Below are 25,387 nucleotides of genomic sequence, written 5' to 3'. Positions count from 1 at the left end.
GGCATGATGAAAGAGCAGGCGCAGGCCGACGTCATCGTTATCGGGGCAGGGGTCGTCGGGCTTTCGGCGGCGATTGCCGCGCAGGGGCGGGGACTGTCCGTCACGGTGCTGGACCGCGAAGGTCCGGCTGCTGGCGCCTCGACTGGCAATGCCGGAGCCTTCGCCTTCACCGATATCCTGCCGCTAGCATCACCGGGTATCCTGAAAAAGGCGCCGAAATGGCTGCTCGACCCGCTTGGGCCGCTGTCGGTGCCACCTGCCTATGCCTTCCAGATCGCACCGTGGATGTTCCGCTTCTGGCGGGCCTGCTCGGCGAAGCACGTGGCACATTCGACCACAGCCCAGACGGCCTTGATGGACCTGTCCAAGGCCGAGCTTGAACCCTTCCTGCGCCAGACCGGCACGGCACCGATGCTGCGCAAGGAGGGTAATCTCCAGGTCTATGAAGGCGAGGGTGAACTCAAGGCGTCGCTGCCGGGCTGGCAGGCGCGCGAGGAGCATGGGATCGAGTTCCATCACCTCAACGCAAAAGAGATGGCCGAGATCCAGCCAGGTCTCGCCACGCGCTTCACCCATGGCACGTTCACGCCGGGCTGGTTTTCGATTTCCGATCCCAGGCTCTATGTGCTGGCACTTGCCGAACATTTCCTCACGTCAGGCGGTGCCATCGAGCGTGCCGAAGTAACCGCATTGCGTCCAGTCGAGGGCGGGGTCGAGGTCGTGACATCCGACGGCAGCGTCCTTCGTGCAGGCAAGGTGGTGCTTTCCGCCGGTGCCTTCTCGCACCGGATCGCCAAGACGCTCGGAGAGAGCATCCCGCTGGAGACCGAGCGCGGCTACAACACCACGCTTCCGTCTGATGCCTTCGACGTGCGCACGCAGGTCACATTCGGCGGTCACGGCTTCGTCATTACCCGCCTGTCGACCGGCATCCGCGTGGGCGGCGCTGTAGAGCTTGGTGGACTGAAGCTGCCGCCGAACTTCCGCCGCTCCGAAGCCATGCTGAAAAAAGCGCAGGCCTTCCTGCCGGGCCTCAAGCCAGGGGGCGGCGTACAGTGGATGGGATTTCGTCCGTCGTTGCCGGACAGCCTGCCGGCCATCGGCGCGGCGCGCGCCACCGAACGGGTCATCTACGCATTCGGCCACGGCCATCTTGGCCTGACCCAATCGGCGGGTACAGCCCGAATCGTCGCCGATCTCTTGACCGGCAAGACGCCCGCGATCGACATTGCATCTTTCTCGCCTCAAAGATTCTGACAGGGGTCTCGACCATGGCCAACTATACTTTCTCTTGCCTCGACGGGCACACATGCGGCAATCCCGTCCGCCTCGTTTCGGGCGGCGGCCCGCGCCTTGAGGGCGCGAACATGCTGGAAAAGCGCGCGCACTTTCTGCGCGAGTTCGACTGGATCCGCACCGGGCTGATGTATGAGCCGCGTGGCCACGACATGATGTCGGGCTCGATCCTCTATCCGCCGACGCGTCCCGATTGCGACGTTGCAGTGCTGTTTATCGAAACGTCGGGCTGCCTGCCGATGTGCGGGCATGGCACCATTGGCACCATCACCATGGCGATCGAAAACGGCCTGATCACCCCGCGCGAACCGGGCAAGCTGTCGATCGACGCGCCGGCCGGAAAAGTCGACATCACCTACCGCCAGGAAGGCCGTTTCGTCGAGGAAGTGCGCCTGACCAATGTTCCCGGCTTCCTCTATGCCGAGGGCCTAACCGCCGAGGTAGATGGCCTGGGCGAGATCATCGTCGACGTCGCCTATGGCGGCAATTTCTACGCCATCGTCGAGCCTCAGAAGAATTTTCGCGACATGGCCGACCATACCGCCGGTGAACTGGTGGGCTGGAGCCCGAAACTGCGCGCGGCCCTCAACGCCAAGTACGAATTTGTCCATCCGGAGCATCCGGAGATCAAGGGCCTCAGCCACATCCAGTGGACTGGCAAGCCGACCGTCGAGGGGGCCCATGCGCGCAACGCCGTGTTCTACGGCGAAAAGGCCATCGACCGCTCGCCCTGCGGCACCGGCACCTCGGCCCGGATGGCGCAGCTCGCTGCCAAGGGCAAGCTGAAGGTCGGCGACGAGTTCGTGCATGAATCGATCATCGGCTCGCTATTCAAGGGGCGAGTTGAAGCGGCGGTGAAAGTTGCAGACCGCGACGCGATCATCCCCTCGATCGCCGGCTGGGCGCGGCAGACCGGCATCAACACGATCTTCATCGATGACCGTGATCCCTTCGCGCATGGTTTTGTCGTGAAATGAACCAGCAGGCCTCTGCTCGCAGTATTCTTGGTGGCACCGCCAGCGGGCCCATCATCGCCACGCAAGAAGCGCTGAGCTTCTGGGGTGGGGTTGATCCCGCAACGGGATGCGTGATCGACGTTCACCATCCGCTGCACGGAGTCTGCATCACCGGCAGCATCCTGATGATGCCATCCAGCCGTGGCTCCTGCACCGGCTCCGGCGTGCTGCTCGACCTCGTGCTGACCGGGCGGGCGCCTACGGCGCTGGTGTTTTCTGAAGCCGAGGACGTGCTGACGCTCGGCGCGCTGATCGCTTCGGAGCTGTTCGGAAAGCCGCTGCCGGTGCTCCGCCTGGAACCCGATGCCTATGAAGCGCTGTCTCGGGACGAGTCCGCGCGGATTACCGACATTGCGATCGAAGCCGATGGCCTGACACTGCCCGTCAGCCCACCCGCTATGTCCGCACTCGAACTTACCGAAGCCGATCGCGCCATGCTCGACGGTCGCGATGGCCCAGCTGTACAGCAGGCAATGCGCATCATCTCGGCCATGGCGGCGCAACAAGGTGCGCGCGGACTGGTTGATGTAACGCAGGTCCATATCGATGGCTGCATCTATGCCAGTCCTGCCAACCTGACTTTTGCCGAAAAGATGGCCGACATGGGTGCGCGCGTCCGTGTGCCGTCAACGATGAACGCCATTTCAGTCGACCGCGCCAACTGGCAAGTGCAGGGCGTGCCTGATGCATTCGGCGATCCCGCAGCACGCCTCGCAGACGCTTATGTCCGGATGGGCTGCCGCCCGACGTTCACCTGCTCGCCATATCTGCTCGACAGTGCACCTGGACGCGGCGAAACCATCGCCTGGGCCGAATCCAACGCCGTGATCTTCGCCAATACGGTTATCGGCGCCCGGACGGCGAAGCACCCCGACTTCCTCGACCTCTGTATCGCGCTGACCGGACGCGCACCGCTGTCCGGCGTCTACCTCGACATCCACCGCAAGGCACGGCGCGTCATCGACATTGAACTGCCCGAAGGTGTGGACGACGCCTTTTGGCCGCTGATCGGCTATCTCGCCGGCCGTGCAGCGCCCGACCGCATCCCGCTGCTGCGCGGGCTGGCAGCCGGGAACCCCTCGCGTGACGATCTCAAGGCACTGTGCGCGGCCTTTGGCACCACGTCCGCCGCACCTATGCTGCATGTCGAGGGCGTGACGCCAGAGGCCGGCGGCACTGCGGCCGCCGATGCGGACAGGGTCGCGATCACGCGGGCCGACATGGCTGCCGCCTGGAAGGTCCTGAACGCTGGGCCGGAAGAGGTGGAACTCGTCGCCATTGGCAGCCCGCATGCCTCGCTCGACGAATGCCGCAGGCTTGCTACCGCACTCGCCGGGCGCAAGCGCCATCCAGAAGTCGCGGTGATCGTCACCGCCGGCAATCAGGTGATATCGGACGCTCGCGCGGACGGTACGCTGGCACAGCTCGAAGCGAGCGGCGTGCAGGTACTCCCCGACTTGTGCTGGTGCTCGATTTCCGAACCGGTGTTCCCGACCCGAACCCGCGCGCTGATGACAAATTCCGGCAAATACGCCCATTACGGCCCCGGTCTCTCCGGCCGCGCCGTACGCTTTGGCAACCTGGCCAATTGCGTAACTGCAGCCTTGACTGGGCAAGTGCCTGAGCGCCTGCCGGACTGGCTTTCATAGAGTGTTTTTACGCGGTTCCAGATGGAAAACTGCTTCGCACTTTTCCTGGAATTGCTCTGAGGAGGTATCATGCGCAGCACCAAAACCATCCACGTGGTCTCGGCCCATGCCGAGGGAGAGGTCGGCGACGTCATCGTCGGTGGCGTGACACCTCCGCCCGGCGACACCATCTGGGAGCAGAGCCGCTGGATCGCTAAGGACAACACGCTGCGCAGTTTCGTGCTGAACGAGCCGCGCGGCGGCGTGTTCCGCCACGTCAATCTTCTGGTGCCACCGAAGCATCCTGATGCGGATGCGGCCTTCATCATCATGGAGCCGGAAGATACCCCACCCATGTCCGGCTCGAACTCGATTTGCGTGTCCACGGTGCTCCTGGACAGCGGCATCCTGCCTATGCAGGAACCGGTGACAGAAATCACCCTCGAAGCCCCGGGCGGTCTCGTGCGTGTGCGGGCCGAGTGCCGCAACGGCAAGGCCGAGCGCATCTTCGTGCAGAACTTGCCGAGCTTTGCCGAGCGGCTGGATGCGAAGCTGGAGGTCGAGGGGCTAGGCACGCTCACTGTCGACACGGCCTATGGCGGCGACAGCTTTGTTATCGTCGACGCCGCCGCCTTGGGGTTTGGGCTCAAGTCCGATGAGGCACACGACATCGCCAAGCTTGGCGTCAAGATCACCAACGCGGCCAATGCCGCGCTCGGCTTCCATCACCCTGAAAACCCCGACTGGAAGCATTTTTCCTTCTGCCTGTTCGCCGGCCCGGTCGAGCGCACGGTAGATGGCCTCCGCGCCGGTGCAGCCGTGGCCATCCAGCCCGGCAAGGTCGACCGCTCGCCCACCGGCACCGCATTGTCGGCGCGGATGGCAGTGCTGCATGCCCGCGGTCAGATGGGACTCGACGACCGGCTGACGGCGGTGTCGCTGATCGGCTCGACCTTCTCCGGCCGCATCCTTGGCACCAGCAGGGTCGGCGACCGCCAGGCCATATTGCCGGAAATCTCCGGCCGCGCCTGGATCACCGGGACCCATCAGCACATGCTTGACCCCTCCGATCCATGGCCCGAGGGCTACCGGCTTAGCGACACCTGGGGCGCGCGCTAACCCCAGCAAGGTCGAGGCTTTCGTACCGCAGGGAGACTTGAGCATCGAGGGAGCTGGCGGTAGGTGCCGGGGTACAGATAGGCCTCGGCCCTTCCAATGGAGCGACATCGCCAGGATGCCGCATCCCATCCTGTCATGGCATTGGCTTGCCGTATAGGGCGGGGGTACATCGCTTCGCCGAGATTTACTCGATCTCATCCTATCTTGTCGTCTTCGCTTTTAGGGATTGGCCCCAATGAGTGATGCCAGCGCGCGTATGCCTCGTTGAGCTGACGCCGAAAGAGCTCCGGCGCCGTTCCAGCCCGTCAGACTTCACCCGACTTGGTGTCTATCCGCGCTTTTTGGAAGGTGGAATGCTGGTCGCCGGCGGCTGCGTACCATGGAGACGCACGATGGAGCCTGACGATAAAGCTGAGCGCGACGCGATGGTCGAGCAGGACGGCGCGGATGACGTCAACGAATCCGGCGACGACAACGACGACACCGTTGAGGATGTGGACGACATCGACCTCGACTTGAATCAAGACTCAGAGCTCGACGACGATGTCGATATCGATGTGCTCGTCATCGGTTCGCACCCCGCCATCGTCGAGCTCGACACCGAGATCGATCAGAACGGCGAAATGGATCAGGATGCCGATGTCGATAGCGACGCTGGCGGCGAGGAAGGGTACGACATCGGCGTTTCAGGTGAACAAAGACCTGAGGTCGATCAGCGGATCGAAGTCGATGTCGAGGTCAGCGAAGACAGCGACGGCAACATCATTGTCGAGATCGATGCCGAGGTCGAAGACGATGTCGAAATCGAAAGCGACCTGGATGTCGACGTGGACGATGATGACGAAGATAGCATCGATGCCGAACTCGACCAGGACACCGAAAGCGACGGGAATGTCGATGTCGACATAGAGATCCGCGATGATCTGGAAGCCGACGTGGATGTGGACATAGCCTCTCTCGTCGACACCTTGGTGCGTGGGCTTATCGATCTGGAAGAGGATGACGACGGGACCGACATTGGTGTCGATCTCGAAGACGAAGCTAGCGCTGACGCCGATGTCGACATCATCGTCGATTTGACTGACATCGACGCCTGAACTCCGTTTTCAGCCAAGCAAAGCAAGCGGGCGCGATCCCGCTTCGCCAATATTGTGTCATCCTTGATTGGGTTCATCCAAAACGGTTAACCGCTTCGGGTTGCTGTCACCTGATCGGGCGAACCAATTGGAACCTTGTTCAACCCAATTGGGCAAGGTGCATATTGGCAACTATTCTCCAAAGCCTTGAACAGGGATGCTTGGTCGCATCGATGGATTGTCGCCGGGTCTGACTGACCGTCCCGGTAGCTGTCGATCCGCTCCGGAGGCAAACGCTCGCCAGAGCGGCTTTGCTCAACAGGGAGGGTAACCCCATGGCTGACATCAAAGACAATGATTTCGACATCGATATCGATGCCGACATCGATCAGGACCTCGATCAGGACCAAGACCAGGACGTCGACGTCGATACCGACCAGGACTCAGACGTCGATATCGATAACGACAACGATTCGGATGTCGACAACGACACCGATCAGGACGCAGACACCAACAACGATGCACATGCGGACGCTGATGCTGATGCTGACGATGACAGCGACGCGGACGCTGATGCCGACGCTGACGCCGACGGCGATGCTGACAATGACAACGACACCGACACCGATGTCACGCAATCCAACGACAACGACGTAGATGTCGATCAAGATCAGAACGTCGACGTGGACGTCGACCAGGATCAAACCGCAGATCAGGACGCTGATATAGATATCAATTTCGACTTCGACTTCGCTTGATTGTGTTTGCTGACATGAGGCGCCCGGACTCTATCCGGGCGCCGGTTCGCGCCACCATGGCCGCGAGCCGTGCCGGGCCTGATTTGCACGTTCCCCAGGTGCCGGTCCCAGTGGTGTGACGCCCTCGCGGAGACATTTATGGCTCTATCCAAGGACCGAACGATTACCGAAGTCGAACGTGCGTTCCGTCGCTGCAGAGCTTCTCTGGCGATGGTCTTCGGGCTCAGCTTCTTCGTGAACCTCCTGGCCCTGACGGTTCCGCTCTACTTACTGCACGTCTATGACCACGTCCTGTCGAGCCACAGCCTCGACACGCTGGTGATGCTCACCTTGATGGTGGTTGTGGCACTTGCTGTGCATGCCACGCTGGAGGCCCTGCGCCGGGCGATGCTCGTCAGGATTGGTATATGGCTCGACGATCGCGTCCAGCCATCGGTACTCATTGCAGCCGTGCAATCGGCCTTGCGCAACGATGCGGCCGCGGCCACCCAAGCCTGGCGCGACGTCAGCGGCTTGCGCTCCTTCTTCGGCGGCACCGCAAGCACCTCCCTGTTTGACCTTCCATGGACACCAATTTTCATTCTCGCGATGATCCTCGTGCATCCGCTGCTCGGGACGATCGGCCTTGCCGCGTCGCTTATCCTGTTTGGGCTGGCAATGCTGAACGAGATGGTGACGCGCAAGCCGTTCGCTCGTGCGAGCGCTGCCTGGGGCGAGAGCCAGCACCGGTTTGAAGCGCTGTTGCGCAATGTCGAGGCGATCAGCGCCATGGGCATGTTGCCGGGGGTCGCCCGCCTCCTGCGCAACGGTCAATCCGAAGCCAAGGAGGCTCAGCTCACTGCCGCAGCTCGCGCCAGCGTCATCCAGTCGCTTGCTCGCTTCGTACGCCTTTTCGCTCAAGTCATTGTCATGGCATGCGCCGCCTGGCTGGTGATCTTGAACAGCGTCAGTCCCGGAGCAATTTTCGCAGCGTCGATCCTGCTTGGGCGCTCCCTGGCTCCGGTAGAAGGAGCCATCGGAACCTGGAAGGCCGTCACCGGCGTGCGCCTGGGCTATGGCCGCCTGCGCAAGATCTTGGCAGCCGCGCCGCAGCCGCGAAAAGCCATGGAATTGCCGCGCCCCAATGGGCAGCTCTCCATCGAACAAGTGACGTTCGTTCCGCCCGGTGCGTCCACACCTGCCTTGCGGCGGGTGACCTTCCTGCTCAGCCCAGGAGAAGTGCTCGGCGTTGTCGGTCCCTCTGGTGCAGGAAAGTCGACACTTGGTCGCCTCATCGCCGGAACCATCGACCCCACTGCCGGGCATGTCCGTCTCGACAATGCCGACATGGCAATCTGGCTGGCATCCGGGGGACATCGCTACTTCGGCTATCTCCCCCAGGATATCGAACTCTTCGGCGGCACTGTCAGGGAAAACATAGCCCGCCTGCAGGATGCAGCGCCCGATGATGTGATCGCAGCCGCCTCCATGGTGGGCTTACATGAGACGATCATGCGGCTTCCCTTGGGCTACGAGACAGATATTGGCGACAGCGGCACGAGGCTGTCGGGTGGGCAGCGTCAGCGGCTCGGCCTGGCGCGCGCATTCTTCGGCCATCCGCGCATCATCGTCCTGGACGAGCCGAACGCCAGTCTCGACGCCGAAGGCGAAGAGGCGTTGCGGGAAGCGATCCAGAACATGAAGGCGCGGGGATCAACGATCATTATCATCGCCCAGCGCCTTCAGATCCTGAGCCTGTCCGACAAGATTCTGGTACTCGACAACGGCATGATCAATGCCTTCGGTAACCGCCGCGACGTCGCCGGCAAGATCAAGAGTGGGCGGACCGCCATACCGGTCAGGCGCCCGCAGATCATAACTGCCCGCAAGAGCGTCAAGCAATTGGGACACAAAGGCTTCCCGCGATCGCCTGAGATGGCGAATGGCCATGCACCGGCAGGGGAAGCCGAAAGGGGCGGGGCATGAAACGGCAGAAAAGCCACACCAAGAAGGACGCCAAAGCCACAAATGCGGTGAGCGACGAGGCGCCCCCCAAGCAGCTACTCGCAAAGACGCGAGCCGGGCTTTCCAGCATCGCCGCCCGTATTACTGCATCCACCGCCCTAGCGCTGGCAACCGGCCGACGTGGCGGCCGGGCAGCCGCCGCCGCATGGGGTGACGTATCGGCACGCATCGTCGTCACTTTAAAGGAATGGGGCGCTGCCGGACAAAGCCGGGCCACGGGGGGCCTTGTAGCCGTAAAGTCGGCGACACAGGGCTCATTCGAGCGATACTATCCCCTCATCCCTGCTGCTGTCGGCGCCACGGGCGGCTTTGCAACCAATTGCGGCGCAGCTTTCGGCAAGTTGCTGCGCTTGACCCGTGGTTCCCTCGAATCGTGGCTTTCGTGGTCATGGGATGGGCTCACAGTCCTTGCTGCAGAGTCTGCCTCGTCCCTGGCCACCATGACGATAGCACTGTTTCGCAGGCTTGGACGTCCGCTCGCAAGGCGCCGAGAAGAACGCCTCATAGACGCCTCGAACCGGGCCAGCATGCATGACCTTGCGGCAGCACCATTGCTGCCTGCGACGCCGTTCCATCGGCTGCGCTACCTCGCCGCGAGTGCTTTCGCGATTGTTGGAATGTTTGTCATTGGCTTCGGCGTCTGGTCGATATATGCGCCGCTCGAAAGTGCCGCCATTGCCGGGGGCGCCATCGCGGCTGAATCGAGCCGCAAGACTATCCAGCATCTGGAGGGAGGCATCATCGGGCGCATCCTGGTGCAGGACGGCGATGTGGTGGCTGCCGGCCAGTCCCTCATCGGCCTTGATGACACCAAGGCGCGCGCTACTGTCCAGATGCTGCAGGGGCAGCTCTGGGACGCACAAGCCCTGGAGGCGCGCCTGGTGGCCGAGCGCGACAATCGCGAAACCATCTTGTTCCCAAAAGACATGCTGTCGGTCGCACAGCATAATCCAGCCGTGGCCGGGATAGTCATCGCGCAAAACAGGATCTTCGACACTCGTCGCAATCTCCAGGCGTCGCGGATCGAGATTATCGAGCAGCGCAAGGCGCAGACCGAGCAGGAAATCGCAGGGCTTCGCTTTCAAGCCAAAGCGGCCGCGGCGCGGGCGGCCATCATCAAGGGAGAAATCGCGGCAGTCGCCCCACTGGTGGCCAAGCGGCTGCAGACGCGCGCGCGCCTGTTGCAAATTGAGCGTGAGCAAGCCGAGATCGACGGCCGGATCGGTGACACAATGTCCCAAATGTCACGCGCAGGACAAGCCATTGGCGAGTCGCGGGCGATGATCCTCAAGCTTGAAAGCGATTATCAGTCAGAGGTCGCAGAGGACCTGCGCGAAACCCAGTCCCAGATCCTTCAGCTCGCCGAGCGCTTCCAAGCCGCGAGTGACATTCTCACCCGAACCATTGTGCGCGCGCCTGAGGCCGGCACGGTTACGGACCTGCGCATCCACACGACTGGAGGCGTCGTGGCAGCGGGCGAGCCGCTCCTTGACCTCGTCCCGAGCCAAGACCGCCTGATCGTTATGGCCCAGGTCAAACCGGAAGATATCGACCTGGTTCATCCCGGCCTCACGGCGCGCGTCCGCCTGTTGTCGTACAAGCATCGCCGGGTTCCTCCCGTAGAAGGGGTTCTCACCTATGTCTCAGCCGACCGCCTTATCGACACTGAAACGAAGCGGGCATTTTACACTGCGCGCATCCGCATCACCGAGGCATCGCTTCGTGCGCTGCCGGAAGTGGAAATCATGGCGGGGATGCCGGTCGAAATTTTGATAAACACCGGCACTTTCACCGTCGCCCACTATGCCCTCCGCCCCGTTTTCGACAGCTTCAACCGGGCTTTCAGAGAGGACTGAGACCAGATGGTCCCTTTCGACAAGGGCACGCGCGATCTGTTGCCGCTCTTCGACGCCGGTCCGCGAGAAATCATTGGCGCTGTGTCGGAGGAGGGTGGTGCCCCTGCCCATGCAGAAGGGGCCCCACCTCCGCCGCCGCCGTCAAACGTGCATCGCCCTGCAGATCTACCTGTGGCTGAGCACAAAGGCGATGGCGAGCACAGCACCCTGCCGATCAAGGGACCGGCATCGTCGGTCGCTGCATCGCATGGCCTGGAGATGTCCGGCAGAGAAGCCGAGGGATTTCACGTCATAGCCATATCCTTGCCACGCGACCTGCATCTGACGAAGCTTCCCGGCTCCTCCTTTTCGGAAGCTGGGCGCGTTGACGCTCATCACGAGGTGGCACAGGGCGAGAAGCCCGAACCAGGTAACGATGGAGGCGAAACTCCAAGCCGCGAGCCGGGTGAGGAAAACCGCGTCTTAGACGATGGTGGCCACAGCATTCGGGTGACACAGGTCGCGGAAGTCGACCAGGACGCGAGCATCATCGTCGAGGGCTATGTCGGCGAAGTCGTGGCGCGACTGCACATCGATCAGGACCTCATGATGGACCAGGACGTGGACATCTCCTTCACTATAGACGGTGAAGGGCGCTTCGCGATTCTGGTCGATCAAGACATGCGTATAGATCAGGACACCCAGATCGACGTTGATTTTTACGACGACAACGGTGTGCTCTACGTCGATGTGTTCCTGCACGACTCCATCGCGGTAGAGCAGGACACTACAGTCGACATGCAAATCAGCGACGGGCCCCCCGGAGGGACTGTCGACGTTCAACAAGACATAGAGCTTTATCAGGACGTCAACATTGACATCGACATAGAGGATGAACTCCAAGAGCGCTATGTCATCAAGCTTGACGTTGAAGTCCTTCAGGACGTTGACGCAGCACAAGATGCGATTGTCGACATCACTGACCGAAATGGCGAGATCGAGATGGATGTGGAGGCGATGCAAACCGCATCGGTCGATCAGGAAATCATAGTGCGAGCCGACTTTGCCCTAGCTTAGCAAGCTTAGGGAAAAAGCTGACAGAAGTTATTGAAATCGTTGCTATCGGGTGCCGGCTATTTCCGAGGCATTTGTATAAAATCCAACCATTTTAACCATAAGAGAAATTAGTTGTAGATTAGCCGCTACTAATTCTGTTATATGATCTTGGGCGGCAATAACGGGGAAGCGATTGACTATCTCGTTTACGGCCGAACAGAACGGCTTCGCTCACGAAAGTCCTTCCATAGTCGTTGTCGACTGCAATTCGCTTTCGCGAAGTTGTCTTGCTCGGATACTTCGGAACGAATTCCAAGAATTCGTCATCCTGGAAATCGAGACTGGGCACGGCTTTGACGCTAACATGGCCGGGAGGCAGGTCTCTCTCGTTGCTCTCAATATACAAAGCTGCGTGATGACGGATACGCGCGTGATCGAGTGTCTCGCCCACATTCATCAATTGCTTCCTGATGTCCCTCTGGTTCTTCTCACGCAGCTCGATGAGGCAACAATCTCCGATGCCACGATCTCCGAAGTGACCCGATATGGCGTCAGAGGCTACCTTACGGTTTCCGCCTCCATCGAGATCGCCGTGGCCGCGGTTCGGCTGGTATTGGCCGGGGGGCTCTACTTCCCGCGGTCAGTTCCAATGGACTGCGCGAACGCCGCGCCCATGCTAACCGAAAACAGCTTCGCCTTGCAGCCGCCATCGCCCCTGAACGGGATGGCACCTGATCTTCCCGCCATCGCCGGCCGGACCGACGTCGCATTCACGGAGCGAGAGCGTCAAGTGCTCGCAACATTGTTGCGGGGCCTGTCGAACAAGGTGATAGCGAGCGAGTTGAACCTGTCGCAGAATACAGTCAAATCACACATATCGCACATCATGCGAAAGCTGCATGCGACGAACCGAACCGAGGCAGTCGTTCTTTCCCAATACAACGGCCCAGCAACAGCGTAGAAATATTCCATGCCACACGTGACGGCGCGTAGTATCTCTGCCGGGGCTTGAGCACGGGTCTGCAATCCTGCATGGATCGGCGCCCAGACCTATTCGCTCAATCGGAAATTTCGGATCCGGTCGAACAGCACGGCAAGCACGATGGCCCCACCAATGAAGGTACCCTGCCAGAAGGCGTTGATTCCGAGCAGGCCGAGACTGTTGCGGATCACCTCGATCAATGCCGCGCCGATGATCGCGCCGAAGGCAGTGCCGACACCGCCGGCAAGATTGGCGCCGCCGATGACTGCGGCGGCAATGACCTGAAGTTCCATTCCAGCACCGATATTGGTGGTGACGGCACCAAGCCAGCCTGTCTGGATGATGCCGGCGATGCCAGCCGAGAGCGCCGAGATCATGTAAACTGCGACCTTGATCTTCCGCACTGGGACGCCGGTCAGTGTCGCTGCGTGCTCATTGCCGCCGATGGCAAAGACGTAGCGGCCAAATCTCGTCCAGCGCAGAACAAAGCCAGTGAGTAGCGCCAGCACGATCATGTAGAGCACCGGATTGGCGATGCCGAAGAACCAGGCGCCGCCGCCCAGCGCCAACAGCTTGTCGTGATCGGGACCGAACTGGAAAACGACCGTGTTGTTGGATGCGACCATAGCCAGGCTGCGGGCGATCGACAGCATGCCGAGAGTGACCACGAAGGGTGGAAAGTCGAGATAGGCTATCAAAATGCCGTTAAACGCCCCGATCACCAGCGCCGTGCCAATGGCCGCCGCGATGCCGATCTCGATGCTGTAGCCCGCATGCATGACGACCGCCAGCACCATGCTGCACAGGCACAGCACCGAACCGACTGAGAGATCGATGCCGCCTGTAATGATGACCAGCGTCATGCCAAGCGCGATGATCGCGACGAAGGTGACATTGCGCGTGATGTTGTAGAGGTTTTTCGTTGTCGCGAAGGAGTCGGTGGCGAAGGACAGGAAGATGCAAGCCAAGATGACGGCGACCAGGACCCAGAAGGTCTGGCTGCCAAGGACCGCCGCCAGCCAGCTTTGCTGTTTCTGCGAAATCGTCTGGTCAAGGGTAATAGCCATCGTCGACCTTCGTTTCGTTCCGATGCGACCAACAGAGTTGATTATACCTGTTCGATGGCGCCGGTGATAAGACCCGTCACTTCCTCCGGCGAACTCGCCGCAATCTGCTTGTCTGCAACCTTCCTGCCACGCCGCATCACGATAACCCGATCCGCGACCGTGAACACGTCAGGCATACGGTGGCTGATCAGCACCACCGCTATGCCGCGATCGCGCAACTGACGGATAAGGTTCAGGACTTCGGCCACCTGGCGGACTGAAATCGCCGCCGTCGGCTCGTCCATCAGCACGATCTTGGCCTCGGAAAGCATGGTGCGGGCAATGGCTACCGCCTGCCGCTGCCCACCCGACATCTGCCGGACGAGGTCGCGCGGCCGGGTCTCGGACTTCAGCTCCCTGAAAATCTCGCCGGCTCGCTTGTACATTGCCTTGTAGTCGAGGACGCGCAGTGGTCCGAAACCGCGGCGTAGCTCGCGCCCAAGGAAAACATTCCCCGCCGCAGTCAGATTGTTACACAGTGCCAGATCCTGGTGGACGATCTCGATGCCATGCTGCCGCGCTTCTATCGGGCGATGCATGATCAGTTCGGCCCCGTCCAGGCGCATGCTGCCATGGCTCGGCCGAAAGTTACCGGCGATCATCTTGACCAAGGTCGACTTGCCGGCGCCGTTGTCGCCCATCAGGCCGACGACTTGTCCCGCCTCAAGCGAGAACGAAACGTCGTTGACCGCCTGGATGGCGCCGAAATGCTTGGAAATGTTGGCGAGTTCGAGAACTGCCACCAGCCTCTAGCCTCCCGAAACATTTTCGCTGACGTCCCGCACTGTCTCGGGCCGGCCGGGCGACTTCGATCTCCCGGTAACCTCCCGGGGAAATGCGAAGATCTGCATTTACGCAAAACGCCGCGACAGCGTCAATCAATTGTCAGACGAATCCGATACCTGATGTGACAAAAATCTGTTTTGTCTGACAAATAGACGTTGACGGCCGCGCCGACTGGATATTAGCTAAGCGTGGGAGGATGAGCATGCTGATCCTTGTCACCGGTGCCACGGGCAAGGTCGGTCGCCACTTCATCGCAGGGCTGCTTGACGATCCGCGATTTTCCAACACTCGCATCCGCGCGCTTTGTCACAACCGCCTGTACGACGAAACCGACCGCGTCGAGGTGTTCCGCGGCTCGATCGCCGATCGCGACATCGTGGCCAAAGCCCTTGCCGGCATCACCCACGTCGTTCACCTCGCCACCTGCAAGGAAACGCCGGCGGACGTCATGGATGTGACGGTGAAGGGATTGTTTTGGCTGCTCGAAGAATTTCGGGCAAGCCCAACCGCCCGCCAGTTCATTCTCATCGGCGGCGACGCGGCGATTGGCCATTTCTACTACCGCAACGAGGCGCCGCTCACCGAAGCGGCACGGCATCAGGCTTATCCAGGCAGCTACGCGCTGTCCAAGGTTCTGGAAGAGGTGATGCTGGAGCAGGCCGGCATTCAGCATGGCATCAACTGGTGCTGTCTCCGCGCACCGTGGATCATGGAGAAGGACGACTTCAGATTTACGCTGTCCTTCGGCGATGATGTCTTCGGAGGTCCAGACTGGAAGACGCTGGTGCCGGAATTCGACGCCAAGCGCTATGCCAGGGAAAACACAGTGCCATTGTTGCGGGACGCCGACGGGCAGCCACTGAAGCGCAATTTCGTGCATGTCGATGACCTGGTTTCAGCAATCCTGGCGGCTATCGATCATCCGCGCGCCATGCGGCAACTCTTCAACATCTGCATGGATCGCCCCGTCGACTATGGCGAGGTCGCAGCCTACCTCGCCCGAACGCGGGGTCTCGGATCCATCGACATACCAAGCCAGCATCATTCGAACTGGATGGACAACTCCAAGGCCAAGCACCTGCTCGGCTGGCAACCAAAATACGACCTGGAATTACTCATCGACTCGGCCTGGCAATACGAGCGTTCGGAGAATGACCCTCGCATCGTCTGGTATCCGGGTTGATTTCGCGTGGCGGGCACGATGTGCCCGTTTGTTCAAAAGGGAGGAAACAATGAGGAAGGCATTATTGCTTGCAGCAGCAGTCCTGGCACTCAGCGCTGGAAACGCGCTCGCCAAGAAGCAACTCGTCATCGTCGTCAAAGGCCTCGACAACCCGTTCTTTGAAGCGATCAACCAGGGTTGCCAGAAGTGGAACAAGGAAAACGCCAGCTCGGAATATGAGTGCTTCTACACCGGCCCGGCATCGACCTCGGATGAAGCCGGCGAAGCCCAGATCGTTCAAGACATGCTGGGCAAGGCCGACACCGTTGCGATCGCAATTTCGCCTTCGAACGCCAAGTTGATTGCCCAGACCATCAAGACCGCGAACCCAACTGTTCCTGTTATGACGCTGGATGCTGATTTGGCCGCAGAGGATGCGGCATTGCGCAAGACCTATCTCGGCACCGACAATTACCTGATGGGCGCGCGCATCGGCGAATACATCAAGAAAGCCAAGCCCAATGGTGGCAAGATCTGCACTATCGAAGGCAATCCAGGCGCGGACAATATCTTGCGCCGCGCCCAAGGCATGCGCGACACGCTGACCGGCAAGAAAGGCTTGACCGAGTTGAAGGGGGAGGGCGGCTGGACCGAAGTTGCTGGCTGCCCTGTCTTCACAAATGACGATGGCGCCAAGGGCGTTCAGGCCATGACCGATATCCTCGCCGCCAATCCCGACCTCGATGCCTTCGGCATCATGGGCGGATGGCCGCTGTTTGGCGCACCACAACCCTATCGCGACCTGTTCAAGCCATTGGCCGCCAAGATCGCCAGCAATGACTTCGTCATCGGGGCTGCAGACACGATCGGCGACGAAGTGGCGATCGCGAGGGAAGGCTTGGTTACCGCACTCGTCGGCCAGAGGCCCTTCGAGATGGGCTACAAGGCACCATCAGTCATGATCGACCTGATCGAAGGCAAGAAGGTTGAAGATCCGGTCTTCACCGGCCTCGATGAATGCACGAAGGATACGGTCGACACGTGCATCCAGAAGTAGGCCAGAAGTAGGATCGCCAGCTGGAGCGCTCGGCACGCGTGCGCTCCAGCAAGCCAATGCGGATATGTGCAGTGCCGCGCGGATCTCGCGCGCACAATTGCCTGTTGCGCACATTGGAAACGGAACTGATCCAGACGAGATCAACTCGGTCTAATGCCGGACGGAAAATCAAAAAAACCTCGGGAGCCGGTCTTCGACCGCCCGCCTGCGATGCGGCGGCCCAACGCCGTGCGCATGAGCGGATCGAGCGTGCATGCCTGGCTCGCCAGCGAGATCGGTCTTAGGATCGTGCGCGGCGACTATCCGCCAGGAACAATCCTGCCCAACGAGGCAAAATGGTCGGAAACCTTCGATGTCAGCCGCTCGGCGGTGCGCGAGGCGATCAAAATGCTGATGGCAAAGAGCCTGCTAGCATCGCGCCCCAAGGTCGGCAGCTGGGTCGAGCCGAAGGATCGCTGGAACCTGCTCGATCGTGATGTGCTGAGCTGGTACGCCGCCTCACCTGACCGCGAGGTCTTTTTGCGCACGGTGCAAGAGTTCCGCCACATCATCGAGCCTGAAGCAGCGGCCTTCGCCGCCGAACGCCACAGCGAAGCGCAGATGGGAGAAATCAGCCAGAGCTGCCGAGAAATGGGCCAGGCGACGTCGCTGCAGGAACGTACTCTGGCCGACACGCGCTTCCACCTTGCCATACTGCGTGCATCTGGCAACGACCTGCTGGTGCCGCTTGGCGTGCTGATCGAATCCGCGCTCAATCACCTTTTCACCTTCGTCACACAAGAGATCCAGGATGAACGCGCCCAAGGCCTGCATGAGGTGATCGAGAGGAACATCCGGCTGCGGCGCCCGAAGGCGGCGCGCAACGCGGTGCACAAGCTGCTGGCCAATACCGACGAAGTGATCGCCCGTTCGGGAAGGTAGATGTCTGCCGCGACCTGGGTTGAATCAGGTCCGTTCAGGTGGCGTCAGGTCGACGCCGTTGATGCGCCCGATATGCGTCGCCAGCATAGGCACATAAAGTTCGGACCCGCCGGCGGCGACGGCACCTGCGAATGAATTCTTGGCGGCATTGCCCAGCGGGTTCGCCATGCCGACGGAATCGGCCATCGATTCCAGATAGGTCAGGTCCTTGACCGCATTGGCGAGGGAGAATTTGTGGGCATCAGGGTCACCTTCCAGCGTCCAACGCATGAAGGTCTGGTAGAAACCGCAATCCATACGGCCGTTACGGATAACGCTGTCGAAACGGGCGGGCGAGATACCAACCTTGCCAGCCAGCGCCAGCGCCTCGGAGTAGAGTGCGGCATAGCCGAGCGACAGGAAATTGTTAAGGAGCTTCATGCGGTGGCCATCGGCCGTTTGGCCGACATGCACGACGCGCCCAGCCCAGGTGTCGAGCACCGGTTTCAGCCTGGCAAACATCGCATCGGAAGCTCCGACCATCGTGTCCAGCGTACCTTCCCACGCCTCCTTCGGCGTGCGGCTCAACGGCGCGTCGACCAATGTGACATCGAAAGCGGCAAGCTCGGCCGCCAGCGCCATCGTCGAAACGGGATCGGAAGTCGAACAGTCGACAACGACCGAGCCCGCCTTCAGAGCCTCCTTGAGCCCCTCTGGGCCGCGAATGACCTCCTCGACCTGGCGTGAACCTGTGACGCAGATGAAAATGACGGTCGAGCGGGCGGCGACCTCGGCAGCAGTCGAGACCTCGAAAGCACCGCGGGCGATCATATCATCAGCCGGGCCGCGGTTCTTGCGGCCGAGAAAGGTCAGCGGATAACCTTTCTCGACGATGTTCTTGGCAATGCCATGGCCCATGAAGCCGAGGCCGATAAAGCCGATTTGCTCGCCTGCGTTTGCGCTGGTTGCCATTTTCCGTGCCCATCTGTTCGCGTGTTGAATTCAGCTCTGTCGTCACCGATGATATTGTCTGACAATATCTACCGATCTGGCACAATGTGGAGGACAAAATGTCGAAGCGGATCATGTTCACGGGCGGCAGTGGTAAGGCTGGCAGGCATGTGGTGCAGTACCTTGTGGAGCAGGGGCACCAGGTGCTCAACCTCGACGTCAAACCACTCGACAATCCGAAGGTGCGGACGCTGATCACCGACATCACCGACAGCGGTCAGGTCTTCAATGCGCTGTCGAGCTATATGGGGCTCCACGAGTTCGACCCGTCGCTGCGGCCGCAGCCGGTCGACGCCGTCGTGCATTTCGCCGCCATCCCCCGCATCATGCTCACGCCAGATAACGAGCTATTCCGCATCAACACGCTCGGCACCTACAACGTGATCGAGGCGGCGGTGAAGCTCGGCATCCGCAAGATCATCATCGCCTCGAGCGAAACCACCTATGGTCTTGTCTTCGCCAATGAGCCGCGAAGCCCGCAGTATTTTCCGCTCGATGAGGAATACGATGTCGATCCGATGGACAGTTACGCCCTGTCCAAGGTCGTCAATGAAAAGACAGCACGCGCCTTTGCCCTGCGCAGCGGTTTCGACATCTATGCCTTGCGCATTGGCAATGTCATCGAGCCGCATGAATACGAGCTGTTTCCGAAGTGGTTTGCCGATCCAGGCTTCCGCAAGCGGATCGCCTGGAGCTACATCGACGCACGCGACCTTGGGCAGATCACCGATCTCGCTGTCAAGAAGGACGGTCTCGGCTATCAGGTCTTCAATGCGGCGAACGACGACACCTCGTCCGACCTGCCGACGAAGGAGTTGATCGACCGGTTCTATCCTGGCGTGCCGCTGAAGCACGAACTTGGCGAGTTCGAGACACTGCTGTCTAACCGCAAGGTCAAGGATGTTCTCGGTTTCCGCAGCCAGCATGGCTGGCGGAAATATGTGCCACAAGGTTGATTGACGGCCAAGCTTGACAGGTTTCGCTGTCGGGGCAGGCAAGGAGCGAATGGCGGCGCCAGTCGCTGCCAGTGGATAAAGCAGGAACGACGAGGAAGCATGCCGGAACTGAAATCCAAGGAAATCTCAAGCCAGCCCGACCTGTCCGTAGAGGACAAGCCGCTCACGACCCGTCGGGCGAATGCCACCCGCATATCCGGATCGAGTGTGCATGCTTCATTGGCCAGCGAGATCGGCCTCAGGATCGTGCGCGGCGACTACCCGCCGGGAACGATCCTGCCGAACGAGGCCAAGTGGACCGAGATCTTCGATGTCAGCCGCTCGGCGGTGCGCGAGGCCATCAAGATGCTGATGGCCAAAAGCCTGCTTGCCTCTCGCCCCAAGATTGGAAGCTGGGTGGAGCCCAAAGAGCATTGGAACCTGCTCGATCGCGACGTCCTGAGCTGGTACGCTGCCTCACCTGACCGCGAAGGCTTTCTCAGGACTGTTCAAGAGTTCCGCCATATCATCGAACCGGAAGCAACGGCTCTGGCTGCGGAGCGTCGGACCGATGAACAGATGGCGGAGATCAGTCAGGCGCTGCACGATATGGCCAATGCCGCCTCGCTGCAGCAGCGGACAGAGGCCGACACGCGATTTCACGTCGCGATCTTGCGCGCTTCGGGCAACGACCTGCTGGTCCCTCTCGGCGTGCTGATCGAATCCGCGCTGAATCATCTGTTTGTTCATGTGACCCGCGAGGACAGCAGTCTGCAGCGGGCGCAAAAACTGCATGAAAACATCGAGAGGTGCATTCGACTGCAAAATTCAAATGCGGCGCGGAATGCGGTTCGCAAGCTTTTGGCGAATACCGACGAAATTATCGGCCGACGATCAAGATAGAGGTCGCATCGCTGAGCTGGAATCCACTTTAGGCCTGCAGGCCGCCGTCCTTTCGGCTGTACGACAATCGGCGCCGATATGTAGGAGTTGGGGCTTCGTTTCAACCGGAATGACCGCTCCGGAACTCGCCTTGCGGTCAGGGTTCAGCGCAGCGCACGTCAAATAGCCTTCTCGTCCCAACCATCGGACTTGGATGATCGCACGCGCCAGCAACGGCGAGGCGTCTCTAGTGCGATAGATTCCAAACCGCTGCGTGGTTCGAGCAGCTTCTTTGGCGGCCGGCCGACCAGGCTATGTGATGACGGTGCACTTCGTTGGCCCGAACCAAACGACGTCCTCCTTCTTCACGCCATAGAGGTGGTTGCCGATGAAAGGTTCGATTGCCCAAGCCCCGGTCATCGGGGTTTCGTTCCACGCATCAATGTAGCCTGCGTCGTAGGAAGAATCGACGCTTAGCGAATGACCGATGTTCGATAGGCGATCCAGCAGCAAGAAGGGGGTCTTCGCGAGTTCCGATTTGAAGACTGCGAAGAGGTCGCAGGCACGCATGGTTGGTCTGACTGAGTCCAGAACAGCTGCATGAATGGCCTCGACGGCCGCCAAGGCCATGCCCTGGGCAACGCTATCCCCTCGTTGAAATGTCCGCGTACAATCGCCCCACCATCCATCCTTTGTAATCGGGTGAACGTCGATCATGCCAAGGTCTATGTTCCATAGTTGACGGATGCTCGGCCGATCGGTTGGAAAACAACTCAGGGTTCCGACCCCGAACCCGATGATGGTGGGTGTCCAGACATCCTTTCCGCCGAATTCACGCACATATCGGTCCGCGCGGTCGCGGACCTCTATCTCAGTCTCTCCCGTAACTGCGTCGGTGGCGATGGCCTCGGCAATTCTGATGGCCAATCTCTGGGCCTCGACCAAGCCGGCAGGTGGCGTATCATCCATTGTATCGTCCCTATTGCTCGTTCTTTTTGTACCGACATCGACAGCGCAAGCCGTTGGCCGCCGACGTTAAGCCTCAACACATCAACGCGCGGTTGGCGGGGCACTCAGTTCGTTCATCGCTTCCAGGGTCGACCGAAGCAGCATGCGTGCACCGATGACCGAATGTTCGGGTTCGACATACTCCGCCTCGTTGTGGCTGAGCCCGTCGCGGCAGGGCACGAAGATCATGGCCGAGGGAGCCACACTATTGATGAAGAGCGCATCGTGAAATGCCCCCGACAGCATGCGTTTTGCCGGAAGGCCGAGCGATCTAGCAGCCCGGTCGAGGCAACCAAGCAACCTCTCGGGAAACGCGGCCGGCGCCATGTCGAAGAATTGCCGGATGTTCACCTCGCAGCCGGCGGCATTTGCCTGTGCGGTACAGGTGTTGCGCACCTGTGCCTCCAGTTCGTCAATTGCCGGGGTTTCCGGATGCCTGAGATCGACTGAAAACGTGACCGAACCCGGTATGGCGTTCACTGATCCAGGCTGGACCGCGAAGCGCCCGACGGTGAAGCGGGCCCGTTCGTCTCCAGGCATGATGCCCTTGAACAGTGCGTCGAGGGCCGCTGACGCCGCCACCATCGGATCGCGGCGAAACTCGAGCGCCGTGGTCCCCGCATGTGCCGCCTGGCCGGAGATCGTCACCTCCAGCCAGCGGGTGCCCTGAATGCCGTGGACGATACCGACTGGAATATTGTCGCGTTCGAGAGACGGCCCTTGCTCAATATGAAGTTCCAGATAGCCGCAGATCGGAAAGCCGAGCGGCCGCATATCCACCTGTGAAAGGGCGTCGAGCGTCGCCTTGAGTTCCTCCGTGAAGAGCGCTCCGTCGCTGCCGCGAAGGTCGGACCAGGCTTCTGGTATCGCACCCGCAGCGAAGGCCATGGAGCCCATCGTGCCGGGCGCAAAGCGGCTTCCTTCCTCGTTTGTCCAGGCAGCCACTTCGAGCGGAAGATCCGTCTCCATGCCAGCGTCTTCCAGGCTTTCCATGACTTCGAAGGCCGTCAGTGTACCGAGCGCGCCATCGAAACGCCCCCCCGTCGGCTGGCTGTCGAGATGGCTGCCGATCACGAAAGGCGGCCGATCGGTGAGGCGACCTTCTCTGCGGATAAAGAGATTGGCCATCGGATCCTGAAACACCCGAAAGCCGCGTGCCAGCGCCAGTTCGGCAAGCACTCGGCGTGCCTGCCTGTCTTCCGGCATGAGTGCTTGGCGGTTGACGCCGCCTGCAGCAGTTCCGCCGATCCGGGCGAAATCGTCAATCCGTCGCAACAGGCGACCGCCATTGATCTGAGCGTCAAAATTCATTGTCGGCTACCAGGTTCAGTGATGGATCAGCGATAGGGCGCGTCGTGGAAGGCTATTTCGAGCCGCTGTGCACGTCCGAAAATATCGCTCAGACGTTTGCGCTCCACGGCATCGAGTTCGTTGCCGGCGTCATCGAGCTGTTGCTTGAGCCACTTTGCTTGTGCTGCGAAATCCTCACGGGCATGCATATCCACCCATTCCTTCAGCAGTGGGTCACTGATCGCACGGCTTGCGGCCTCTCGCGACCAGGTCCAGTACATCCACTCGGCGGCAAACATCGCCGCGACTGTATCGAGGAAGTCCCCATCACGGGCAATCTCCAGCATGCCGGTTCGGAATTCTTCTACCTCGGGAAGGTCGAGATCAAATACGGCGGGGTCGATGCCTCGGTCGGCAAAGGTCTTTTCGAAGTAGGCGATCTGTTGGTTGGCAAGCGCATCGAGTACGGCGATCAGCCAGCGTTTCTGCTCGATCGTCTGGGCTTTCGCGGCCGCATAGGCGAAGATTGAGATCGCTGTATCGACGAACGCGCCCTCATAGACGAGATAGCGTTCGAAAGCCTGTTTGGTGAGCTGGTCCTGCTTGATGTCTTCGACGAAGCGATGGTGGACCATCGCTTCGAAGACGTCCGCGTTTTCCCGCAGGATCTGCTCGGAAAGGGTCTCCTCCGACACTCGTTCAAGCCTCCAGTGCGGGGGCGGCGGCGGCGCGGAACGCCTTTACCCGCTCGATATCGACGGGGTTCCACCATACGCCGTCGAACTTCAGCGACGAAGCGACGATGACGCCGTTGGTGCGCTTCAGGATCTCGACGATGTTGTCTTTGGTCACGCCGGAGCCAACGAGCAGCGGCAGGTGCGTGGCCGAACCGATCTCCTCGATCTCCTCAATCGTCGCCGTGTTGCCGGTGCGCTGGCCGGTGGCGATAACACCGTCGGCGTCGAAGAAGGCGAGGTCGCGGGTCAGTTCCTGGATAGACCGGTCGGCGACGATCGCGTGAGAGCCGTGCTTCACGTGGCTGTCGGCGAAGACCTTGATATGTTCGGCGCGCAGCAATGAGCGGTAGCGCATCGCTTCAGCTGCTCGGCCTTCCATGAAGCCCTCGTTGGCGACATAAGCGTTTGCCCATTGGTTGACGCGGATAAACTTGGCGCCGCCTGCCATGGCAATCGCGAAGGCCGTGATGGGGGCGTTGGCAAGCACGTTGACGCCGAGCGGTACGCCGATCGCACGTGCGATCCTGTCGGTCACCACCGACATGAAGGCAGCTGTCTCCTGGCCGATATCTTCGGGCTTGGAGAAGGGGACATCACCGTGGTTTTCGATCATCAGCCCGTGCATGCCGCCTTCAATCAGTGCTTCGGCGTCTCGCATGCAGGCATCGTAGATCGTCGACATGTCCGCGCCGCGATAGCGCGGTGCGCCTGGGAAGGCCGGGCAATGGATCATGCCTATCAGAACCTTGTCAGTTCCGAATATTTCCCTTACGGCGCTTGATGACATGTTGGAGATTTCCTGCATTTCTTTCCCTTTCGAAAGTCTGTTCATGCACGCTTACGTAATCGGTAATGTCGCTGTCGACGAAACCATCCGGATCTCGGAGATGCCCGCTGCCGGCGCATCCATTCATGGCAGCCAGCAGTCCCGCGACCTTGGCGGCAAGGGCGCCAACCAGGCTGTCGTCATGGCCCGCACGGGTCTGCCGACAAGCCTTGTGGCAGCCTTCGGCGACGGCTTCCGCGCGGAGCTGATCCGCGAACACCTGGCGAAAGAGCCAGTGATCAGCAGGCTGTTTCCGCTGGCGGGCAAATCGACCGATTTCTCGATCGTCTTGACCACACCGGACGGCGAAAACGTGAACATCACAACGACCGATTCCGCCCAGAATTTCACTCCTGCCGATGCCATCGCCTCGCTTGCCGGTGCCGCTCCCAAAGACCTTGCAGTCCTGCAAGGAAACCTTTCGGATGAAACGACACGCGGCGTGCTGGAGGCTGCTCGCGCCCGTGGCATGGTCACCGCCTTTAATCCCTCTCCCCTTCGCCCCTTCTTCGGCAGCCTGTGGCCTCTGGTCGACATCGCCTTCCTCAACGAGGGAGAGGCGTTGGCGTTGACCGGTGCTGGCGGCGAAGATGCTGCGAGCAAACTGCTTGCCGCCGGCGTTCGTGAAGTCGTCCTGACCTTCGGCGGCGACGGCGCAATGCTCGCGACGGGCGAAGGGCTTGTCCGCGTTCCCGCCGTGCCTTGCGACGTCGTCGATACGACCGGCGCGGGCGACACCTTCATGGCGGTTGCCCTTGCCTCGGCGGCGCTTCGCGGAACTCGTCTCGACCGCACGTCGATCGAGCATGCGACCCGTGCCGCTGCGATCACCGTTGCCCGGCCCGGAACCCTGTCGGCGTTTCCGTCAGCCGAACAATTGGCCTCAATCTTGGCCGCGCGCTGAGTTTTCACCCAGC

Annotated in this window: 23 protein-coding genes; 16 read left to right on the top strand and 7 right to left on the bottom strand. The window is 60.7% G+C overall.

All coding sequences use genetic code 11. From position 1 onward, the window contains the following. Window positions 1–6 precede the first annotated feature (6 nt). From AC1DLV_RS26170 to AC1DLV_RS26125, 10 genes are all read left to right on the top strand, one after another. The gene (locus AC1DLV_RS26170; protein WP_476802958.1) at window positions 7–1,257 is read left to right on the top strand and encodes an NAD(P)/FAD-dependent oxidoreductase; all 1,251 of its coding nucleotides are present in this window, start codon (window positions 7–9) and stop codon (window positions 1,255–1,257) included. A gap of 14 nt (window positions 1,258–1,271) precedes the next feature. Next, window positions 1,272–2,273 (top strand): 4-hydroxyproline epimerase, encoded by a 1,002-nt coding sequence (locus AC1DLV_RS26165; RefSeq protein WP_476802957.1) that lies wholly within the window; start codon window positions 1,272–1,274, stop codon window positions 2,271–2,273. Then, on the top strand, window positions 2,270–3,961 hold the full coding sequence (lhpI, locus tag AC1DLV_RS26160; RefSeq protein WP_476802956.1) for a cis-3-hydroxy-L-proline dehydratase: 1,692 nt from the start codon (window positions 2,270–2,272) through the stop codon (window positions 3,959–3,961). The genes AC1DLV_RS26165 and lhpI overlap by 4 nt, the downstream gene beginning before the upstream one ends. A 69-nt stretch (window positions 3,962–4,030) precedes the next feature. After that, window positions 4,031–5,059 carry a trans-3-hydroxy-L-proline dehydratase gene (locus tag AC1DLV_RS26155; protein WP_476802955.1) on the top strand — a complete coding sequence of 343 codons (1,029 nt, stop codon included), beginning with the start codon at window positions 4,031–4,033 and terminating at the stop codon, window positions 5,057–5,059. Window positions 5,060–5,451: 392 nt separating this feature from the next. Continuing rightward, entirely contained in the window at window positions 5,452–6,156 is a 705-nt protein-coding gene (locus AC1DLV_RS26150) for a hypothetical protein (RefSeq protein ID WP_476802954.1), read from the top strand. 314 nt (window positions 6,157–6,470) lie between these two features. Continuing rightward, window positions 6,471–6,893 (top strand): hypothetical protein, encoded by a 423-nt coding sequence (locus AC1DLV_RS26145; protein ID WP_476802953.1) that lies wholly within the window; start codon window positions 6,471–6,473, stop codon window positions 6,891–6,893. 138 nt (window positions 6,894–7,031) lie between these two features. Beyond that, complete coding sequence (locus AC1DLV_RS26140; RefSeq protein WP_476802952.1) at window positions 7,032–8,858, top strand: type I secretion system permease/ATPase; 1,827 nt, start codon at window positions 7,032–7,034, stop codon at window positions 8,856–8,858. Further along, window positions 8,855–10,753, top strand: coding sequence for an HlyD family type I secretion periplasmic adaptor subunit (locus tag AC1DLV_RS26135; RefSeq protein WP_476802951.1), 1,899 nt, complete (start codon window positions 8,855–8,857; stop codon window positions 10,751–10,753). The genes AC1DLV_RS26140 and AC1DLV_RS26135 overlap by 4 nt, the downstream gene beginning before the upstream one ends. 6 nt (window positions 10,754–10,759) lie before the next feature. Further along, window positions 10,760–11,809: a hypothetical protein gene (locus AC1DLV_RS26130; RefSeq protein WP_476802950.1), complete on the top strand. Its 1,050-nt coding sequence runs from the start codon at window positions 10,760–10,762 to the stop codon at window positions 11,807–11,809. 172 nt (window positions 11,810–11,981) lie between these two features. After that, entirely contained in the window at window positions 11,982–12,749 is a 768-nt protein-coding gene (locus AC1DLV_RS26125; protein WP_476802949.1) for a response regulator transcription factor, read from the top strand. Between the two features lie 89 nt (window positions 12,750–12,838). On the opposite strand, the gene AC1DLV_RS26120 is transcribed toward AC1DLV_RS26125, so the two are convergent. Both AC1DLV_RS26120 and AC1DLV_RS26115 read right to left on the bottom strand, forming a co-directional pair. Beyond that, window positions 12,839–13,837, bottom strand: a complete 999-nt coding sequence (locus tag AC1DLV_RS26120) for an ABC transporter permease (RefSeq protein WP_476802948.1) — start codon at window positions 13,835–13,837, stop codon at window positions 12,839–12,841. A gap of 41 nt (window positions 13,838–13,878) precedes the next feature. After that, complete coding sequence (locus AC1DLV_RS26115) at window positions 13,879–14,622, bottom strand: ATP-binding cassette domain-containing protein (RefSeq protein ID WP_476803007.1); 744 nt, start codon at window positions 14,620–14,622, stop codon at window positions 13,879–13,881. A 242-nt stretch (window positions 14,623–14,864) separates the two neighbouring features. On the opposite strand from AC1DLV_RS26115, the gene AC1DLV_RS26110 reads away from it, so the two are divergent. From AC1DLV_RS26110 to AC1DLV_RS26100, 3 genes are all read left to right on the top strand, one after another. Beyond that, window positions 14,865–15,845: an NAD-dependent epimerase/dehydratase family protein gene (locus AC1DLV_RS26110; protein WP_476802947.1), complete on the top strand. Its 981-nt coding sequence runs from the start codon at window positions 14,865–14,867 to the stop codon at window positions 15,843–15,845. 49 nt (window positions 15,846–15,894) lie between these two features. Beyond that, the gene (locus AC1DLV_RS26105) at window positions 15,895–16,881 is read left to right on the top strand and encodes a substrate-binding domain-containing protein (protein WP_476789151.1); all 987 of its coding nucleotides are present in this window, start codon (window positions 15,895–15,897) and stop codon (window positions 16,879–16,881) included. A gap of 153 nt (window positions 16,882–17,034) precedes the next feature. Continuing rightward, entirely contained in the window at window positions 17,035–17,802 is a 768-nt protein-coding gene (locus AC1DLV_RS26100; protein WP_476802946.1) for a FadR/GntR family transcriptional regulator, read from the top strand. A 24-nt stretch (window positions 17,803–17,826) separates the two neighbouring features. Here the strand turns inward: AC1DLV_RS26100 and AC1DLV_RS26095 are convergent, their stop codons facing one another. After that, a complete protein-coding gene (locus AC1DLV_RS26095) occupies window positions 17,827–18,783 on the bottom strand; it encodes an NAD(P)-dependent oxidoreductase (RefSeq protein WP_476803006.1) in 957 nt (318 codons plus the stop codon). A gap of 68 nt (window positions 18,784–18,851) precedes the next feature. Between AC1DLV_RS26095 and AC1DLV_RS26090 the strand changes: the two genes are divergently transcribed. Both AC1DLV_RS26090 and AC1DLV_RS26085 read left to right on the top strand, forming a co-directional pair. After that, window positions 18,852–19,748 (top strand): NAD-dependent epimerase/dehydratase family protein, encoded by an 897-nt coding sequence (locus AC1DLV_RS26090; protein ID WP_476802945.1) that lies wholly within the window; start codon window positions 18,852–18,854, stop codon window positions 19,746–19,748. A 99-nt stretch (window positions 19,749–19,847) separates the two neighbouring features. Continuing rightward, entirely contained in the window at window positions 19,848–20,630 is a 783-nt protein-coding gene (locus AC1DLV_RS26085; protein ID WP_476802944.1) for a FadR/GntR family transcriptional regulator, read from the top strand. Between the two features lie 291 nt (window positions 20,631–20,921). Here the strand turns inward: AC1DLV_RS26085 and AC1DLV_RS26080 are convergent, their stop codons facing one another. The 4 genes from AC1DLV_RS26080 to AC1DLV_RS26065 all read right to left on the bottom strand — a co-directional run bounded on the left by AC1DLV_RS26080 (window position 20,922) and on the right by AC1DLV_RS26065 (window position 24,449). Continuing rightward, a complete protein-coding gene (locus AC1DLV_RS26080) occupies window positions 20,922–21,578 on the bottom strand; it encodes a M24 family metallopeptidase (protein ID WP_476802943.1) in 657 nt (218 codons plus the stop codon). Between the two features lie 81 nt (window positions 21,579–21,659). After that, a complete protein-coding gene (locus tag AC1DLV_RS26075) occupies window positions 21,660–22,928 on the bottom strand; it encodes a Zn-dependent hydrolase (protein WP_476802942.1) in 1,269 nt (422 codons plus the stop codon). Between the two features lie 26 nt (window positions 22,929–22,954). Further along, window positions 22,955–23,602 (bottom strand): TenA family protein, encoded by a 648-nt coding sequence (locus AC1DLV_RS26070; protein WP_476802941.1) that lies wholly within the window; start codon window positions 23,600–23,602, stop codon window positions 22,955–22,957. Between the two features lie 4 nt (window positions 23,603–23,606). Further along, a complete protein-coding gene (locus AC1DLV_RS26065; protein WP_476785208.1) occupies window positions 23,607–24,449 on the bottom strand; it encodes a BtpA/SgcQ family protein in 843 nt (280 codons plus the stop codon). Window positions 24,450–24,474: 25 nt separating this feature from the next. Between AC1DLV_RS26065 and AC1DLV_RS26060 the strand changes: the two genes are divergently transcribed. Next, window positions 24,475–25,374 carry a ribokinase gene (locus AC1DLV_RS26060; protein WP_476802940.1) on the top strand — a complete coding sequence of 300 codons (900 nt, stop codon included), beginning with the start codon at window positions 24,475–24,477 and terminating at the stop codon, window positions 25,372–25,374. Window positions 25,375–25,387: the final 13 nt, after the last annotated feature.

The organism is Aminobacter sp. 01T433 (assembly GCF_056398585.1).
This window is presented reverse-complemented; position numbering and strand designations above follow the sequence as displayed.

Bases quoted from the DNA above. Each gene is read 5' to 3' on its own strand.
- AC1DLV_RS26170 (WP_476802958.1), top strand. From the start codon at position 7: ATGAAAGAGCAGGCGCAGGCCGACGTCATCGTTATCGGGGCAGGGGTC.
- AC1DLV_RS26165 (WP_476802957.1), top strand. From the start codon at position 1,272: ATGGCCAACTATACTTTCTCTTGCCTCGACGGGCACACATGCGGCAAT.
- lhpI (WP_476802956.1), top strand. From the start codon at position 2,270: ATGAACCAGCAGGCCTCTGCTCGCAGTATTCTTGGTGGCACCGCCAGC.
- AC1DLV_RS26155 (WP_476802955.1), top strand. From the start codon at position 4,031: ATGCGCAGCACCAAAACCATCCACGTGGTCTCGGCCCATGCCGAGGGA.
- AC1DLV_RS26150 (WP_476802954.1), top strand. From the start codon at position 5,452: ATGGAGCCTGACGATAAAGCTGAGCGCGACGCGATGGTCGAGCAGGAC.
- AC1DLV_RS26145 (WP_476802953.1), top strand. From the start codon at position 6,471: ATGGCTGACATCAAAGACAATGATTTCGACATCGATATCGATGCCGAC.
- AC1DLV_RS26140 (WP_476802952.1), top strand. From the start codon at position 7,032: ATGGCTCTATCCAAGGACCGAACGATTACCGAAGTCGAACGTGCGTTC.
- AC1DLV_RS26135 (WP_476802951.1), top strand. From the start codon at position 8,855: ATGAAACGGCAGAAAAGCCACACCAAGAAGGACGCCAAAGCCACAAAT.
- AC1DLV_RS26130 (WP_476802950.1), top strand. From the start codon at position 10,760: ATGGTCCCTTTCGACAAGGGCACGCGCGATCTGTTGCCGCTCTTCGAC.
- AC1DLV_RS26120 (WP_476802948.1), bottom strand. From the start codon at position 13,837: ATGGCTATTACCCTTGACCAGACGATTTCGCAGAAACAGCAAAGCTGG.
- AC1DLV_RS26110 (WP_476802947.1), top strand. From the start codon at position 14,865: ATGCTGATCCTTGTCACCGGTGCCACGGGCAAGGTCGGTCGCCACTTC.
- AC1DLV_RS26105 (WP_476789151.1), top strand. From the start codon at position 15,895: ATGAGGAAGGCATTATTGCTTGCAGCAGCAGTCCTGGCACTCAGCGCT.
- AC1DLV_RS26100 (WP_476802946.1), top strand. From the start codon at position 17,035: ATGCCGGACGGAAAATCAAAAAAACCTCGGGAGCCGGTCTTCGACCGC.
- AC1DLV_RS26090 (WP_476802945.1), top strand. From the start codon at position 18,852: ATGTCGAAGCGGATCATGTTCACGGGCGGCAGTGGTAAGGCTGGCAGG.
- AC1DLV_RS26085 (WP_476802944.1), top strand. From the start codon at position 19,848: ATGCCGGAACTGAAATCCAAGGAAATCTCAAGCCAGCCCGACCTGTCC.
- AC1DLV_RS26080 (WP_476802943.1), bottom strand. From the start codon at position 21,578: ATGGATGATACGCCACCTGCCGGCTTGGTCGAGGCCCAGAGATTGGCC.
- AC1DLV_RS26075 (WP_476802942.1), bottom strand. From the start codon at position 22,928: ATGAATTTTGACGCTCAGATCAATGGCGGTCGCCTGTTGCGACGGATT.
- AC1DLV_RS26065 (WP_476785208.1), bottom strand. From the start codon at position 24,449: ATGCAGGAAATCTCCAACATGTCATCAAGCGCCGTAAGGGAAATATTC.
- AC1DLV_RS26060 (WP_476802940.1), top strand. From the start codon at position 24,475: ATGCACGCTTACGTAATCGGTAATGTCGCTGTCGACGAAACCATCCGG.